This is a genomic window from Clostridium sp. CF012, assembly GCF_018861755.1.
GTDB lineage: Bacteria > Bacillota > Clostridia > Clostridiales > Clostridiaceae > Clostridium_AD.
Genome location: NZ_JAHLEF010000017.1, coordinates 75,341 through 90,882, shown reverse-complemented (window position 1 = coordinate 90,882; position 15,542 = coordinate 75,341). Strand labels below are relative to the sequence as shown.

18 protein-coding genes and 1 pseudogene are annotated in these 15,542 nt (G+C 29.5%); 17 read left to right on the top strand and 2 right to left on the bottom strand.

Annotated features, from left to right (window positions below; genetic code table 11):
- The 10 genes from KPL50_RS15575 to KPL50_RS15530 all read left to right on the top strand — a co-directional run.
- On the top strand, positions 1-355 hold a 355-nt coding region (locus KPL50_RS15575; RefSeq protein WP_216299454.1), incomplete at its 5' end, for a holin family protein.
- 2 nt (positions 356-357) lie between these two features.
- A complete protein-coding gene (locus tag KPL50_RS15570) occupies positions 358-1,101 on the top strand; it encodes an N-acetylmuramoyl-L-alanine amidase (RefSeq protein ID WP_216299453.1) in 744 nt (247 codons plus the stop codon).
- A 23-nt stretch (positions 1,102-1,124) separates the two neighbouring features.
- Positions 1,125-1,304, top strand: a complete 180-nt coding sequence (locus tag KPL50_RS15565; RefSeq protein ID WP_216299452.1) for a hypothetical protein — start codon at positions 1,125-1,127, stop codon at positions 1,302-1,304.
- 113 nt (positions 1,305-1,417) lie between these two features.
- A complete protein-coding gene (locus tag KPL50_RS15560) occupies positions 1,418-1,666 on the top strand; it encodes a hypothetical protein (protein WP_216299451.1) in 249 nt (82 codons plus the stop codon).
- A 654-nt stretch (positions 1,667-2,320) separates the two neighbouring features.
- Positions 2,321-2,710: an HTH domain-containing protein gene (locus KPL50_RS15555; RefSeq protein WP_216299450.1), complete on the top strand. Its 390-nt coding sequence runs from the start codon at positions 2,321-2,323 to the stop codon at positions 2,708-2,710.
- A 40-nt stretch (positions 2,711-2,750) separates the two neighbouring features.
- On the top strand, positions 2,751-2,948 hold the full coding sequence (locus tag KPL50_RS15550; protein ID WP_216299449.1) for a hypothetical protein: 198 nt from the start codon (positions 2,751-2,753) through the stop codon (positions 2,946-2,948).
- A 161-nt stretch (positions 2,949-3,109) separates the two neighbouring features.
- The gene (locus tag KPL50_RS15545; RefSeq protein WP_216299448.1) at positions 3,110-3,613 is read left to right on the top strand and encodes a flavodoxin family protein; all 504 of its coding nucleotides are present in this window, start codon (positions 3,110-3,112) and stop codon (positions 3,611-3,613) included.
- Positions 3,614-3,763: 150 nt separating this feature from the next.
- Entirely contained in the window at positions 3,764-4,255 is a 492-nt protein-coding gene (locus tag KPL50_RS15540) for a DinB family protein (protein WP_216299447.1), read from the top strand.
- 169 nt (positions 4,256-4,424) lie between these two features.
- Positions 4,425-4,892, top strand: coding sequence for a DUF4829 domain-containing protein (locus KPL50_RS15535; RefSeq protein WP_216299446.1), 468 nt, complete (start codon positions 4,425-4,427; stop codon positions 4,890-4,892).
- A 119-nt stretch (positions 4,893-5,011) separates the two neighbouring features.
- Positions 5,012-5,200: a DUF4177 domain-containing protein gene (locus KPL50_RS15530; protein WP_309245187.1), complete on the top strand. Its 189-nt coding sequence runs from the start codon at positions 5,012-5,014 to the stop codon at positions 5,198-5,200.
- A gap of 174 nt (positions 5,201-5,374) precedes the next feature.
- On the opposite strand, the gene KPL50_RS15525 is transcribed toward KPL50_RS15530, so the two are convergent.
- Positions 5,375-6,010 carry an MBL fold metallo-hydrolase gene (locus KPL50_RS15525; RefSeq protein WP_216299445.1) on the bottom strand — a complete coding sequence of 212 codons (636 nt, stop codon included), beginning with the start codon at positions 6,008-6,010 and terminating at the stop codon, positions 5,375-5,377.
- Between the two features lie 564 nt (positions 6,011-6,574).
- Here KPL50_RS15525 and KPL50_RS15520 point away from each other — a divergent pair.
- From KPL50_RS15520 to KPL50_RS15490, 7 genes and pseudogenes are all read left to right on the top strand, one after another.
- Positions 6,575-6,841, top strand: coding sequence for a hypothetical protein (locus tag KPL50_RS15520; protein ID WP_216299444.1), 267 nt, complete (start codon positions 6,575-6,577; stop codon positions 6,839-6,841).
- A 431-nt stretch (positions 6,842-7,272) separates the two neighbouring features.
- Positions 7,273-8,256: pseudogene (locus tag KPL50_RS15515) on the top strand (diguanylate cyclase domain-containing protein); the annotation flags it as partial.
- Positions 8,236-9,081, top strand: coding sequence for a bifunctional diguanylate cyclase/phosphodiesterase (locus KPL50_RS15510; RefSeq protein ID WP_253200654.1), 846 nt, complete (start codon positions 8,236-8,238; stop codon positions 9,079-9,081). The pseudogene KPL50_RS15515 and the gene KPL50_RS15510, both read left to right, overlap by 21 nt.
- A 22-nt stretch (positions 9,082-9,103) precedes the next feature.
- A complete protein-coding gene (locus KPL50_RS15505) occupies positions 9,104-11,134 on the top strand; it encodes a PAS domain S-box protein (protein WP_216299441.1) in 2,031 nt (676 codons plus the stop codon).
- Between the two features lie 33 nt (positions 11,135-11,167).
- Positions 11,168-13,162 (top strand): methyl-accepting chemotaxis protein, encoded by a 1,995-nt coding sequence (locus KPL50_RS15500; protein ID WP_216299440.1) that lies wholly within the window; start codon positions 11,168-11,170, stop codon positions 13,160-13,162.
- 407 nt (positions 13,163-13,569) lie between these two features.
- The gene (locus KPL50_RS15495; protein ID WP_216299439.1) at positions 13,570-13,908 is read left to right on the top strand and encodes a DUF6054 family protein; all 339 of its coding nucleotides are present in this window, start codon (positions 13,570-13,572) and stop codon (positions 13,906-13,908) included.
- A gap of 65 nt (positions 13,909-13,973) precedes the next feature.
- Entirely contained in the window at positions 13,974-14,273 is a 300-nt protein-coding gene (locus KPL50_RS15490) for a hypothetical protein (protein ID WP_216299438.1), read from the top strand.
- A 6-nt stretch (positions 14,274-14,279) separates the two neighbouring features.
- Here KPL50_RS15490 and KPL50_RS15485 read toward each other — a convergent pair whose 3' ends face one another.
- Positions 14,280-15,539, bottom strand: a complete 1,260-nt coding sequence (locus tag KPL50_RS15485) for an MFS transporter (RefSeq protein WP_216299437.1) — start codon at positions 15,537-15,539, stop codon at positions 14,280-14,282.
- Between the last annotated feature and the right edge of the window lie 3 nt (positions 15,540-15,542).

The following is a 15,542-nucleotide window of genomic DNA, read 5'->3' as shown; positions in this document are numbered from 1 at the left end:
TTTTGGAATTTGGGAAACGGGAGTGCAGGTATTGTTTTGCTGCATGGGGTTGGACTATTTAATGGGTCTTATGTGTGGAACTAAAGAAAAAAACCTAAGCTCTGATATAGGGTTTAATGGACTTAAAAAGAAGTTTACGGTACTGATTATCCTGGTGCTTGCAGTAATGGTAGATAGACTCCTGGGGCAAGGATGGGTATTCCGTACATTAGTAATTTGGTTTTATATTGGCATGGAAGGTCTTTCTATCTTGGAGAATGCAATTAGGCTAGGGGTGCCCTTCCCAAATGCATTAAAAAATATTTTAGTACAGCTTAAAGAAGGAAATAAAAAAGAAATGAAGGAGGAAAAATAATCATGAATATTTTAAATATTGGTGTAAATGATGGACATACAATACGAGGATTTGGTACTGGAGCAGTAGGCATTATAAAAGAGGGAGAGCATACCAGGTTAGTTGGTGCAGAAGTAAGACGCCTAATTAAAGAATATGGCCACAATGCTATAAATTGCACAATAGATTCTGCAAATTCTGTTAATCAAAGTTTATCTCTAATTATGGATCAAGCAAACAGACAAGACCTTGATTGGTTTATCTCTATACACTTTAATGCTGGTGGTGGACAAGGTGTAGAAGCTTATACGTATGCGGGAAGGCAATACCAGGATGCAATAGATGTATGTAAAAATATATCTAGCTTAGGCTTTAAAAATAGAGGTGTGAAGGATGGTAAAGGGCTCTATGTAATAAAGAGGACCATTGCAAAATCTATGCTAATTGAAGTTTGTTTTGTAGATACTGCAGATGCTAACCATTATTTGAAAATAGGATACAAGGCTATTGCTAAGGCTATAGTGGAGGCTATCATAGGACCGTTACCAGTAAAGCCAATAGTATCACCTAAAATTGTAGCAACCCCAACACAAGGGACTGTAATCGCAGATATATTAAATGTACGTAGTGGACCTGGTACCGGTTATAAAATAATAGGTGAATTAGCCAAGGGTGACAAAGTTAAAATAGCTAAAAAAGTAGGCACCTGGTACTCAATTTATTTTGGGGATCATGGGGGATATGTTTCTGCAGAATTTATAAAATAAATTAAATTAAATGGAGGCTTATTATGATAAATAAAAAATGGTATTTAAGCAAAATAGTATGGGTTAATGCAATAGCTTTTGTTGGTGTTATGGTACAAACAGCAACTAATAAAACGATATTAACTCCAGAGCTACAAGTAATGGCCCTAAGTGTAGTAAACTTAGTTTTAAGAACAGTAACAAAAGAAAATATAATTTGGTAAATTATTATTGACCTTTGCGTTTAAAACGTGGAGGTCCTTTTTTATTTTTTGAAGGAAATCAGATATAAGAGTAGAATTAATTAGTTGTTAAAGTATATAGGGGAGGTCATATAGTGGATAATTATTTAAAAAAAATATCAGCAATCATACTTACATTAATTTTTCTAATAACATTATATATAGGGATTAATAGAGTCATTCACATTTCTGATTATAAAGAAATCAGAGTGCTTGAGGAAGGATTAAGAAAAAAACGTATTGAATTAATCAACTCCGATAAAAAAGATGAAAAAATCCAGTATCAAGTTGACAGAATTGAAATTGATTTGCAATATTTTAGAAATAAAGTGAAGCTATTTTAATAGTAGGTGCCTCTTTTAATTATTTATCTTTTTCTTATAAAGGAAAATAATAACAAGTATAGAATGATAACCAATTCCAATATAACATTATAGAATAAAAAGCATTTCTAATAATTTTAAGTGGTGCTTTTGCTTGTTATAAAATCGTATATGTCCTTATATGAATTTTTAAATAATACACTAGTAATACACATTAGTGTTAATGAATCTTGATTTTACTTAGATTTCAGTTGCAGTGGAAGAGGCAATGAGTAAATAAGATTTTTTGTTGTATCATAATGATAAAGTTCCACAAACTAATAAAATAGTTTCGGAATCTAACCAAATATCAAGCCCTGTATTTAGCTTTTATTGGCTAAATATGGGGCTTTTATTTTTGACATATCCAATATACCCCACCCCTCAACTCCTCTTTTAAAGCATGAATAAAGTTCAGGATTCATCTCTGTAACCATCCATGATTCTATTTTTTTTCTACCATAAATCGTAGATTAGTGGAACTTTATTATAATACAAAAAAAAGAAATAGGGTGCGATAGGGGAGTTGAGTAAGTGTTCATAAACAGTAGTTAAATATTGTATATTATGGTATAGTTTATTCACAAGCGTTGTTATGCAACTCGTAGAATATTATGAAAGTTAAGGTGAAAATATATGGAGATTGAGATTATAAAACAAAGTGTAAGTAAAAATTTAAATCAGAATGATTGTATTCTTAGGGAAGATATAGAAAATCTAATTAAAGATTATAAAATTGAATTAAAATCTTTGAGTAAAATAACTGGAATAGATTATGGCTGGTTAAGAGATTTTATGGATGGAAAAGATATTTTCCTTGATTATTTTACTTACTTAAAGAATCTTACTGAGGATAATAGTGAGAATGTAAATAATTCAAGTATTCCCAACCCTATATCTTTATCAAGTATAGTTTCTGTGCTATCTTATGGGAGAATAAATGAAGATGAACGAGTTAAGGGCGTAATAGATGTATTAATAGCTGAGTTTGAAATTAACTATGAAACTTTAGCCATATTGCAGTAGCATGTCCACCGTTTACTATTATAATACCGATGAACATGCCATGGAAATAATTAAAAAGGTATCAAATTCATTGCATGATTGGGTTCATCCAGACTTACCAGAGGATTTATCTTTTATAAAGCATAATAAAGATTGGCTAACAAATACCTCACATGAACAAGAAAGCTATATATTAACAGATGATAAAGAAGAAATTGATAAAATCATAAAAATAGAGGGGTTAAAAGTTAGGTCATAGTAATGGTAGTTAATTGGAAAATTTCTTGAAAGAAGCATAAATCTATGGGACATATTAAGCTAAGGATATTTATAAATTACGTGGGGGTAAGTAAATATGAAAACACTAATTATTAGTGGCTCTCCAAGAAAGAATGGAGATTCGATGACTTTAGTAATGAAATGATAAAATATCTTGATGGAGAAGTACGAGTAATTCACACTTACAATAATAATAATATTAGTGCCTGTGTAGATTGCAGATATTGTTGGAATAACAAGGGATGTTCTATTAACGATGATATGCAAGAAGTGTATCAGCTCCTAAATGAAGTTGATAATGTAATAATAGCTTCTTCATTATATTTTTCAGAACTTACTGGGCAACTTTTAAGCTTTGCAAGTAGGTTACAGCTATTTTATGCTTCAAGATGTATAAGAAAAGATAGCGAGTTTAAGCAGAAAAAGAAAAGTGGTGTACTTGTTATTTCAGCAGGTGGCGATACCCATGATTATGAGCGTTCATCAACAACTGCAAATATTATTTTTCATCGAATGAATACAACGTCAATTGGTAGTGTAAGTACAATACATACTAATGAAATACCCGCCAAAGAAGATACTGAGGCCTTAGATAAAGCTCGAGGACTTGCACTCAAATTAAATGAGCTACATAATCTATCATAATTGTGAGTTAATGAATATTGAAGGTTAAATGGAAATGCTATAAAACAGAAAAAATGAACTTATAAAAATGCGAAAATACTTTCTATGAAAATTGAATATGGAAAGAATAGCAGGGTATGATGTAACAAAAAGTATATTAGGGGGCTAAAAATGAACAGTGACATACTTTTTAAAATAGCAAAAATACAATTTGAGTTATCCTTTTTAATGTTAGAGAAAATGATAGAAATGTGTCCCGACGATTTATGGAATGAGAAAAAGGGCGGATTTGTTTTCTGGCAACAATTATTACATGCTTTTTCTGGAATAAATTATTGGTTAAGGATGAATAATGATAAATTTATAGAACCTTTTGCGGATAAAAAAGTATTCCCTGAATTGGAACATGAGCCTGAGAGTATATTAACTAAAGACGATTTAACTGAATATAAAAATATAGTTAAATCAATTTCTGAAACCTTTTTTTTCGAGAAGGATGATGAATGGCTTGGAAATAATTCTATTATCTATGATAAGATTAAAAATTTAGATGTAGTATTTATGCAAATTAGACATATACAATATCATGTAGGACATTGTAATAGCATATTAAGGGAAAATAATAGAGAAGCAGTGGAATGGCTTGATTATTATGGAGAATAGTATCTGAAATATTAATTCTGATTTAATAAATACAATATAAGTTATACAAACCCAAGAAACACAATATATGCAACCTTTTAGAATATTGCGTCTTAAATTATAAATAGAAAATTTAAAGGAGGCGGCTATTATTAATAAGAAAATTGGAATAACCATTTTATGTCTGTTAATGGCTTTAGCAGGATGTACAGCCCAAAATTCAAAGAATAAGAAGTCTCAAATATCTTTATTAAAGCCAAATGAAGTTATAGAACGATATTTCAAATATTATAACGAAAAGAACTTGCAAGGTATAAATTCATTAAGCACTGAGAGAACACAGTCACATTATGAAAAAGGTTGGGATTTTGAAAATTTAGAATATATTAAAGTTATTAATATTGTTGAGGATACTAATCAAGCAGAAAAGGAAATCCACATACGCAATATCATACATGGCAAGGAAAAAAACTATATAATAGATATGGATAAAGAAAAATTAGAATTAGAGAATGTAATTATTTTCAAAGTAGAGTTTGAAGTTAAATACAAAAAGGATGAGATAAGTTTCAGAGCAAGTGGGAGAGATAAATTTTATTATATCTTAACCAGAAAAGACAAAAGTTCACCTTGGCTAATAGATGGCGCTGGACATTAGTATAATCAAATAACATTAAAACAATGTGTACTTGAGAACTGATAGTTAGGAGTCTTCGTATATTGTTTCAGACAACAGTAGTTAATTGTGCAATAAAATTATAAAACTATAGAAGGGATGTGGTTAAAATTTATAAATGTCTATATGTTACAGCAAAAGTAGGAACCATGTTTAGGAGTTCAGACCATAGAGAGCTAATTGATAAATATAACCAAGAAGGCTGGAAAGTTATTACTGAAATTCCAACTGTATTTGGTGGTTATGGTCAAATTAAGGAATTCGATTTAGTTTTTGAGAAAGAAGATTAGTTCATACTTTTTTTAAAGGTCGAAGCAACTTCTCTACATCAATCATGTTGGAGTTTTTCTGATTATAAAATAAAAAACCACCACAAACCCAATACAATTTCTTTGTATCGGTAGTTAATGGTGTAAAGTATCTTTACATAAATGCTTAATTTAGAAAAACTATTTTATTTTCTATTAGAACTTAAGACATTGACCGTGACCTACAGCAGCAAAATTTGGATTTAATTCAGATAAAGTCTGCTGAACATTTGTTCTTTGTTCTGTACTTGGTATCTGCTCTAATGTGATATTATCTACTTCTTTCTGCCAGTTTCCATCTATTACTTCACCTGTAAATTCCCCCATACCGAATATTAAATCACTGCTGAAGAATATTCCACGCTTGTTCTCCATAAGAAGAAGACCTTTCCATAGATGCATTTCTGAAGGGTAACTAATGAATTCAAGTTCATAGTCACTGCTAATCAATTTCTCGCCAGGCTTTTTAATTATTGCTTCATCTGTGATACCAAATCCAATTAGCTGTCTTGCTGTGATTTCTGAACAAATTGTCTTTGCTTCAGGAAAAATATTTAACAGTAAAGATAAGCCACCGCATTCGTCTGATTCGAAATGTGAAACAAAAATATATTTTAATTTTTTGTCGCCTAGAACTTCTTTCAATTGTGGTATTAGAGTTTCTGCTTGCTGTATACTACCAGTATGAACTAAAACTGGCTCATCTGTTAACAAAAGATATTGATGAAATGAAAGGTTAATAGGCGAAATATAACTGCTGAATTGGTACAAATCATTATAAATCATAGGCATAGTATTATCTCCTTTTATGTATTTAAATTAGCATATCCTGAATAAGTTTAAAAAACGCTGCTAGTTACTTTAAACTTTTATTCTAATTCTTATAAATATTAAATTTATTTTTTAATGTTTAATATTTTCATAATCATTCAGCTCCCAAAGATTAAATACTTATTTTAATCAACTGTTAAAGTTAATATTGCTTAAAGTAAAAAAAAATATTCTATTTCTTCATAAATAAATGTCCTCCTATATTTTCTTAATCCATAGTTTTATATTATAATAGTTACTAACTATTTACAAGAAGGCACTATTATGTACTAGACTAACTAAACTGTAAGCACTAAATTTATATATGATAAGAGGGAATAAAAATTACCTATATCAGTTCTATATTATCTTAGGGGCCTCAAAATGAGAGTGGGATAAAAAAAACTTACTGTTTTTTTATGTTAAATGCTTTATTTAAGGATTCAAATAATAGATTAGGATAATAATAAACTATTATAATCAGCTCAAAAAAGTAGCATAAATAAATCATTGATTTTATTATTAGGATTGGAAGGGGAATTTATAATGTATAAGGAATTAAAGTTATTATTAATATTATTAGTAATTTTTATAATTATAGCCAATAATCCAAAACAAGCTTATGCGACATCACTTACTGAAAGCTACAAGCTTATAGAAGTAAGTGAAAAGGACACTACAGGAGATAAGGTTAGTGACAAAATTAAAATACTTGCAGATGAAAAAAATCAAGGTTATGTGGTCGAAATAGTGCAACATAATGGAAATACATATAGGTTCAAACCCAGTCTATATGGGTCGGCGTATGAATAAATATACTATCAATGTCAAAAAAATCAGTATAAAAAGATTTACTATGATTTGGATGCAGGTATGGGGTTTGATAAAATAAAAAATTTGCTGGGCATGCTAAATAGTCCACCTCACCCCGATAATACTACTGAAAAAGTAGAATTAATAATGGCAATAAAGAAGATGTAATTTAAGGTAAGGCGTTTATAAGTAAACCTTATAGAATGAAACTTAAATGAGTTATTTTTGCCTAACATGTCGAATAATGACAGAAAAAATGTCATAAAATAGAGTAATATGACATTGATTGTAAAAAAGAATAATGATATAATAAATTAGAATGTGATAGGTAGAATAACCTTTTAAAGGGTAAAAAATTTATTTATGATAAAAAAAGTAAATAAGTTAAATTCCCTTAAGAATATAATTAAAAATAAGGAGAAATGCAATAAGTGATATGTAAAGTAGGATTGTGTATTATAGCTATTTTATTGTTAATAATATATTTTAAAAATTATTTGTTAATAACAAAAAAAAATAAAAATATAGAACAACTAACAATATTAAAAAAAGAATTAATCCAAAAGGAAAAAAGGTATATGTTGGCTATTGATGGGGCTAATGATGCTATTTGGGAATGGGATTTGAGGAATACCAATGTATTTATTTCCGAAAAATGGACAAGTATCACAGGGTATGCTATAAATCAAAATATAAACTTTATAGATTTTGTGAAAAATATAATACATGAAGAAGATTACAATAATGTACGTAGTAATTTGAGTGATTATATGGAGGGTAAAGTAACCTGTTACCAAAGTGAATTTAGAATAAAAATAAAGAGTGGTTCTTATAAATGGCTATTTGTTAGGGCTAAGGGATTAGAAAACGAGGAAAATAAAATCATTAAATTGTCAGGATCTATAACGGATATTACTGATAGAAAAGTAATTGAAGAAGAAATTAAACATAGAGCATATCACGACTTTTTAACAAAATTACCTAATAAATTATTAGTTACAGAAATAATAGAGAAAACTATACAAGATTTTAAACATAGTGGAAAAAAAGGCGCAATAATTTTTATTGATTTGGATGATTTTAAAAAGGTTAATGATACTTTAGGACACCATTATGGAGACCAGTTATTAAAAATCATTGCAGAAATACTAAAATTCTCTTTTGATAAAAAAGATACAGTAGCAAGACTCGGCTGAGATGAATTTTTAGTAATAATGAATGATATAAAAAGTAAAAAAGATATTATTCTAAAATGTGATAAATTAATAGAGATATTCAAAAAAACTTTTGAAATAGGGGAGCGGCATGTTTATACCTCAGCAAGTATGGGAATAACAATTTTTCCAAGCGATAGTGATGATATTAATACTTTGCTAATAAATGCCGATGCGGCTATGTATAAGTCTAAAGAAACTGGTAAAAACAAATATTGTTTCTTTGATGAAAAAATAAGTAATGAATTAATAAGAAAAAACGAAATAGAAAGATATCTTAGACAAGCTATAAAAGAAAATGAATTTGAAATACATTACCAGCCACAAATAGATACTCATAGGAAAACAATTATAGGCTTAGAGGCCTTATTAAGGTGGAATAGCAAGAAAATTGGAAGTGTATCACCATATGAATTTATTCCAATTGCAGAGGAAACAGGACTCATTAATGATATTGGTGAATGGGTTATAAAAAATATTTGTAAACAAATTAAACTGTGGGAATTTAATTTAAAAATTCATATGAATGTTTCTGTCAATGTTTCTCCAGTACAATTGCAAGATGATAAATTTGTAGAAAAAATCAAACAAATAGTATCAGGAAAGGATATTGATCCAAGGTTAATCGAAATTGAAATAACAGAGACATCTTTAATGAATAATATAGAAAATGGCGTTGATATTTTACAAGAACTAAAAAGTCACGGATTTAAAATTGCATTAGATGATTTTGGAACAGGATATTCATCTCTAAAGTATTTAAAGACATTACCTATAGATAACTTGAAAATAGATAAGTCTTTTGTAGATAATATAACTATTAACAAAAGAGATGAAGAAATGCTTAAAGGAATAGTACAATTAGCACATAAGATGGACTTAAACGTTATTGTGGAGGGAGTAGAAACAAAAGAGCAGTATGAATTACTCAAAAATATGAAGGTCAGTTTTATTCAGGGATATTATTTTAGTAGGCCACTTCCTGCAAAAGAGATAGAAAAGATTATATTGAATGGAAATTATTGATTTATAAAAAGGATGTGGAAAAATGATTGGCAACTATCAAAATAAATCTACTTTTCATGGTGGTTTGGATATATATAAAAGTGTGTTTGATAATGCTCAAGATATAATTTTGATTATCTCAGAGGAAGGAAGTATTTTAAATGCTAATAAAGAAGCTATTAAATCATATGGATATACATATGAGGAATTGTTGCGTTTAAATATATGTGATATTAGAAATGAAAAATCAAGGGATGTAATTAATACTCATTTGAATAAAGCTTTGAAAGATAGAACAATATTTGAAATATACCATTACAGAAAAGATGGAAGTGAATTTCCAGTAGAAGTAAGGACTACTTACATAGACGTTGAGAGTAACAAGGTAGTATTGAGTATTATTAGAGACATATCAAAAAGAAGGAAACAAGAAAAAGAAGTAAAAAACAGTGATGAGAATTATAGACTGATATATTCGAAAATGAGTCAAGGAATGGCATTACACGAGATAATTTTAGATGATAAAAATAAACCTATTGATTATAGGTTTATTGATGTTAATGATAGTTTTGAAAAAAGCACGGGAATACTTAAACAGGATATTGTTGGTAAGACTGTTAAAGAGGTGATGCCGGGTACTGAAGAGTATTGGGTGCAGGAATACGGAAAAGTTGCATTGACTGGAAAAGAAATGTATTATGAGAATTTTTCCAAGGAATTGGGAAAATACTTTCAGGTTTATGCGTATTCAACTGAATATAAAAAATTCGCAGTTATAATTACCGATGTTACTGAAAGAGTAAAAAGGGAAAATGAATTAAAGGAAAAATATGAAGAGTTGTCAGCTGTATATGAAGAACTTACTGCAATAGAAGAAGAATTAAGAAGTAATTATAAGGAATTGGAGAGTGCAAATCAGCAAGCGGAAGAGGCCAATTCGGTAAAAAATATGTTTTTAGCCAATATGAGTCATGAAATAAGGACACCACTAAATGGTATTATTGGTATGGTTGATTTATTAGGACAAACTAATACTAATAATGTTCAAAATGAATATTTAAAAATGTTAAAATCATCATCAACACTACTACTTGATATTGTTAATAGTATATTAGATATGGCTAGAATAGAAGCAGGTAAATTAGAATTATCTAATAATCCATTCAATTTAAAAGATCTCATGAATACAATTGTAAATCAACTTCAATTAGTCGCTCATAAAAAGCATTTAAAAATAATGCACTATATAGAACCTTTTATGAATTTGCATATTATTGGTGACAATGTTAGATTAAATCAGGTTATTATTAATTTGGTTAATAATGCAATCAAATTCACTGATAGGGGACATATTATTTTAAGCGCTAAAAAAGTTTATAGTGATTATGAGAAAATTAAAATTCAGTTTTCAGTTGAAGATACAGGTATAGGTATTGAGAATGAATATAAAGATAAAGTATTTGAAGCATTTTGCCTGGGGGATTCCTCTTATACAAAACAATATAGTGGAACAGGATTAGGTCTTGCAATATCAAAAGAAATTGTAGAGCTAATGAATGGAGAGATATGGTTTGATAGTGAAAAAAATGAAGGGAGTACATTTTATTTTACAGCAGTATTTTATTTGCAACAAAAGTATGCCATAAACACAAGTAATTTCATAATAGAGGATGATCTTACATCGTGGATAAAACAAATAAATAAAAAATTAACAATTTTAGTAGTAGAAGATAATGAAATAAATATGCAAATAGTTAAATCATTTTTAGATATTAAAGAAATGGGTTATTTCTGTGCGAGTAACGGAAGAGAAGCAATTGAAATTTTAAAGGATAAGCATGTAGATTTAATACTTATGGATATACAAATGCCAGAACTAAACGGCTATGAAACAACTAAAATTATTAGGGAAAAAGAAAAATTAACGGGCAAGTATATCCCTATTGTTGCAATGACTGCCTATGCAATGGATAGTGATAAGAAAACATGCATAGAAAACGGAATGGATGATTATATATCAAAACCTTTTAACCTGGAAGATTTAAGCAAAATAATAATAAAAAGTACATTGTAAGTAAATTTAAATACATTAACTAAGGAGGAAAGTATGAAAAGTATAAAAGTAAAACTAATAGTATTTTTAGGGTCATTAATAGGGGTTATGTGCATAGGACTAGGGATAATTTCTTTTTTAAATTCATCAAATGCACTAACTTCAAATCTAGGTAAGACGCTACCTAAGATTGCAGAACAAGCAGCAAGTAATATTCAAGGTAGAATAGAGGGACAGTTGAGTTCCTTAGAGGCTATAGCAGCAAGGAATGATATAAAAGATATTAAAAACTTGTGGGAAAATAAAATGCCCATACTTTTAGAAGAAGTTAAAAGAAGTGGACATGTAAAGATGGGTATTGCAGATAAAAATGGTGATATAAAATACACTGATGGAAAAAGTGCTAATATTAAGGAAAGAACATATTTTCAAAGTGCATTGTCTGGTAAAAATAATATATCAGACCCATTAGTAAGTAAAGTAGATGGGTCCATAGTAGTGGTATATGCAGTCCCAATTAAAAATAATAGTGAAGTTGTGGGAGTATTAATTGCAACTAGAGACGGAAATAAATTAAGCGATTTAACTAATCAAGTTAAATTTGGTGGAACAGGTAATGCATTCATGATAAGAAAAGATGGAGCAACCATCGCACATAGCAATAAAGATTTAGTGATGAAAATGTATAATCCTATTGAAGCAGCAAAAAAAGATGATAAGCTGCAATCCTTAGCAAATATTGAAAAGAAGATGGTATTGGGAGAAACTGGGATAGATCATTACAAATATGACGGAGTAGATAAATATGTAGGATATGCACCAGTTAAAGGAACAGAGTGGTCGTTAGCAGTTGTAATAGCAAAGACAGAGGTATTATCAGAGCTGGATAGTCTAAAGATTTCTGTTATAGTTTCATCCATATTATTTTTATTAATTGGACTTGGAGCAGTTTATATTATTGCTAATAGTATATCTAAGGGTATTAAATCAACTTCAAAGCATTTGGATTTATTAGCAACGGGTATTTTAAACCAAGAGGTTTCACCTAAGTATTTAAAATTAAAGGATGAAGTTGGAGATATGACCAGTTCAATGCAAACGATGCAACATTCCCTAAGACAAATGATTAATAGAATAAAAGACAATTCTTCAAATATTAATACACAATCAGAAAATCTATCTTCAGTTGCAGAAGAGATATCTAGTTCATCACAAAATGTTGCTGAAGCAATAAATCAAATTGCACAAGGAACAGGCACGCAGTCTGAGGATTTAATAAATGTAACAGAAACTCTTAATGAATTTAGCAATAAGTTATCAGGAATGGTTAGTGAAATAAAGGTTGTTGACTCAAATTCCAGGGAAATTAGTTTAATGGCAAATGAGAGCAATAGTGAAATGAATAAATTAAACCAGTCTGTAACAAAGGTTAGTGAAGCATTTAAGTCATTTAATGGTAAAATTACTGGACTTGCAAAAGATATAAATGAAATAAATGAAATTACTAATATAATAAATAATATTGCAGATCAAACAAATTTATTAGCACTGAATGCTGCTATAGAAGCGGCCAGAGCAGGGGAATCGGGACGAGGATTTTCTGTGGTAGCAGATGAAATAAGAAAACTTGCTGAACAATCAAAGGTATCATCTGAAAGTATTAGTAAATTAATTAACGAAATATCTAAGGACACTGATGTTATAGTTCAAGATTCTGTTGAAATGGATGATGAACTTATAAACCAAGTTAATATTATAAATAGTTCAATAACATCTTTTAGAAAAATTATAGAATCAGTGAATGAAGTAATTCCTAAAATAGAAACTGTTAAAAATTCTGCGGAAGATATAGATAGGGATAAAAATACTATTTTGAGTAGAGTGGATGGTGTGTCATCAGTTTCACTTGAAGTGTCAGCATCTTCAGAGGAAATTGCAGCATCAGCAGAAGAAATGACTGCGGCTACCCAAGAAGTTGCAGCAGCAGCACAAATACTTAGCAGTATGACAAATGAAATGATTGATGAAGTAAACAAGTTCAAAGTTTAAATTAATACGAACTTTATTATTTTAAAATCTGCTTTAAACTAACTGTAGTTAGAACAATTTAGTATTAGTAATAATAAAGTCAGGGATTTTAATCTTAAAATGATTAGAAGTACCTGGCTTTTTTGCGTGGCGGGAAAAGTTCACACCTATAAGAAATCTTACTTATGAATATGATAAGGTATCATTGAAGAATTAGTTAGAGCTGATTCTTTTTTGTTACCCCCCACTAAGCAGTAGTTAAGTATTGTATATAATGGTATAATTTATCTATTAGAATTATAAGTAATTAGACATTGCATAATGGGGGGATTAAGGTTTTATGAAAATAAAAATGTCATCAAATATTTTAATTGTTGCTGTTATATGGATAATAGTTGCTATAAGGTTGATAATTAGGAGGGGATTTTATGAGCAAATGTAGTTTTATTGTAAGCTTGATGCCATCTCAGGTAATGACTATGGTTAAAGGGGAAGAAAGTAGTGACTTAGTTTATGAAGAGTTTCATGACATTGGAAATGGTAAATATAATGGAACCTTAATATTTGAAAAATACTTTATAAGAGCAGGGAACAGGGCTGCTTTAGTAGTACTGGTGAACAATTTTAATGGAAAAACTATAGTAAAGTCCATTGCTACTGGTAGTTCTCAAGGAATTCTTTTTAAGTTTGACTGGGGAGCTGCGGATAGTTTTGCTGACAGCGTTAGAAGAATATTAAAGAGTTATATTACCGAGGAAATAGATTAATTGTTTTTTAATTAGTAATAATAGTATGAAGCTATAAAAAATATTCCGATATAAGGGGGCATAATATGTTTCATATAATAATGGGTCTACTTATGATAATTACTGGTGTAATTTCTATTGTCTTCGGGAATATCCCTAAATATATAAAAAAACAGAATATTAAAGATGAGAATACCTTAAAAAAATATCTGCTAGCTCAAAGATTATTATACACAATAGCAGGATTGAGCTTTGTTATAATTGGAAGATATACTCTTTTAAACCCCATAATAGACTTACAATATAATATTTTAATTGGACTTCAATTAATGTTTATACTGATTAATTTCGTGTTAAACAAAAAATATAAAGTAAAAAAGAAGTAAGCAATATTAAAAAGTGCTTACTTCTTTTTTCTTAAGTTTAATCCATGTCACAAGTAACAAAATCAATGCTATTGTACAAACTCCCGATAACATAAAGCAAACTCTAGCGCCATATTTCTCAGCTATAAATCCAGAAAATAGACTTCCTATAGGAGTAAATCCAGCAAACACAAGTGAATATACGCTCATTACCCTACCTCTATATTCATCCTTAGAATTTAGCTGCAGCGTGGAATTAGCAGTGGTGGAGAAAAACATATTAAATATGCCAGTTATAGCTAAACTTAGTGCAGTAAGATAATATAAATTACTCATGCCTGTAAAAATTAACATTACGCCAATTGCAATAGAGCTACCTACCATAAGAATTCTATTTGGACCGCCTTTACTTTTAAAAGTAATAAGAAGTGCTCCAATAAGGGAACCTGCACCAAGGGCAGACAATAAAACTCCATAGGTTTTTGCATCCATATGCAGTACATTTTTCGTAAAAACAGGTATTAAAACACTGTAATTAAAAACAAATACTCCCATAATACTTACTAATATCAAGGTTTCTAATAAAATAGGGTTCTTTTTTATATATTTAAGACCATCCACTATTTCTCTTAATATGCCTTTTTCAGAACTCTTCATTCTTACATAAGCAACTGCTTCAATGTGAACTAATCCATAGATTACTGCCATAAAGCTAAAACCATTTAATAAAAAACACCATCCTGCTCCAAGGTATCCCATAAGCATAGCGCCAATAGCTGGTCCTACAATTCTTGCTAAATTAAAAGTGGCAGAATTTAAAGCCACGGCATTCATCAAATCCTCTTTTCCTACTATTTCCATATTAAAAGCTTGCCTAGTTGGCATATCTAGTGTATTGCAAAATCCAAGGCATATTGCTAAAACTATTATGTATTCGTATCTCAATGCATGTGTGAACACTAACCCCGACAATATAAAAGCTAATAACATGGAGACTGTCTGAGTGAAAATTAGTATTTTTTTCTTTGGAAATTTATCGGTTACTACTCCAGCAAACAATGAGAAAAAGGTTACGGGTAAAAACTGCATGGTTCCAACAAGTCCAAGTAAAAATGGAGAATCTGTTAAGGAAAGTACTAGCCATGATTGCCCTATGTTTTGTGTCCAAGTACCTATTAGGGAAATACATTGTCCAATCCAAAAATATCTATAATTCTTATGTGTGAGAGCATGAAAGTTGTTGTTAATAAATCGTTTAGCAGAAGCCAGTATATCTATTAGTATCATCTC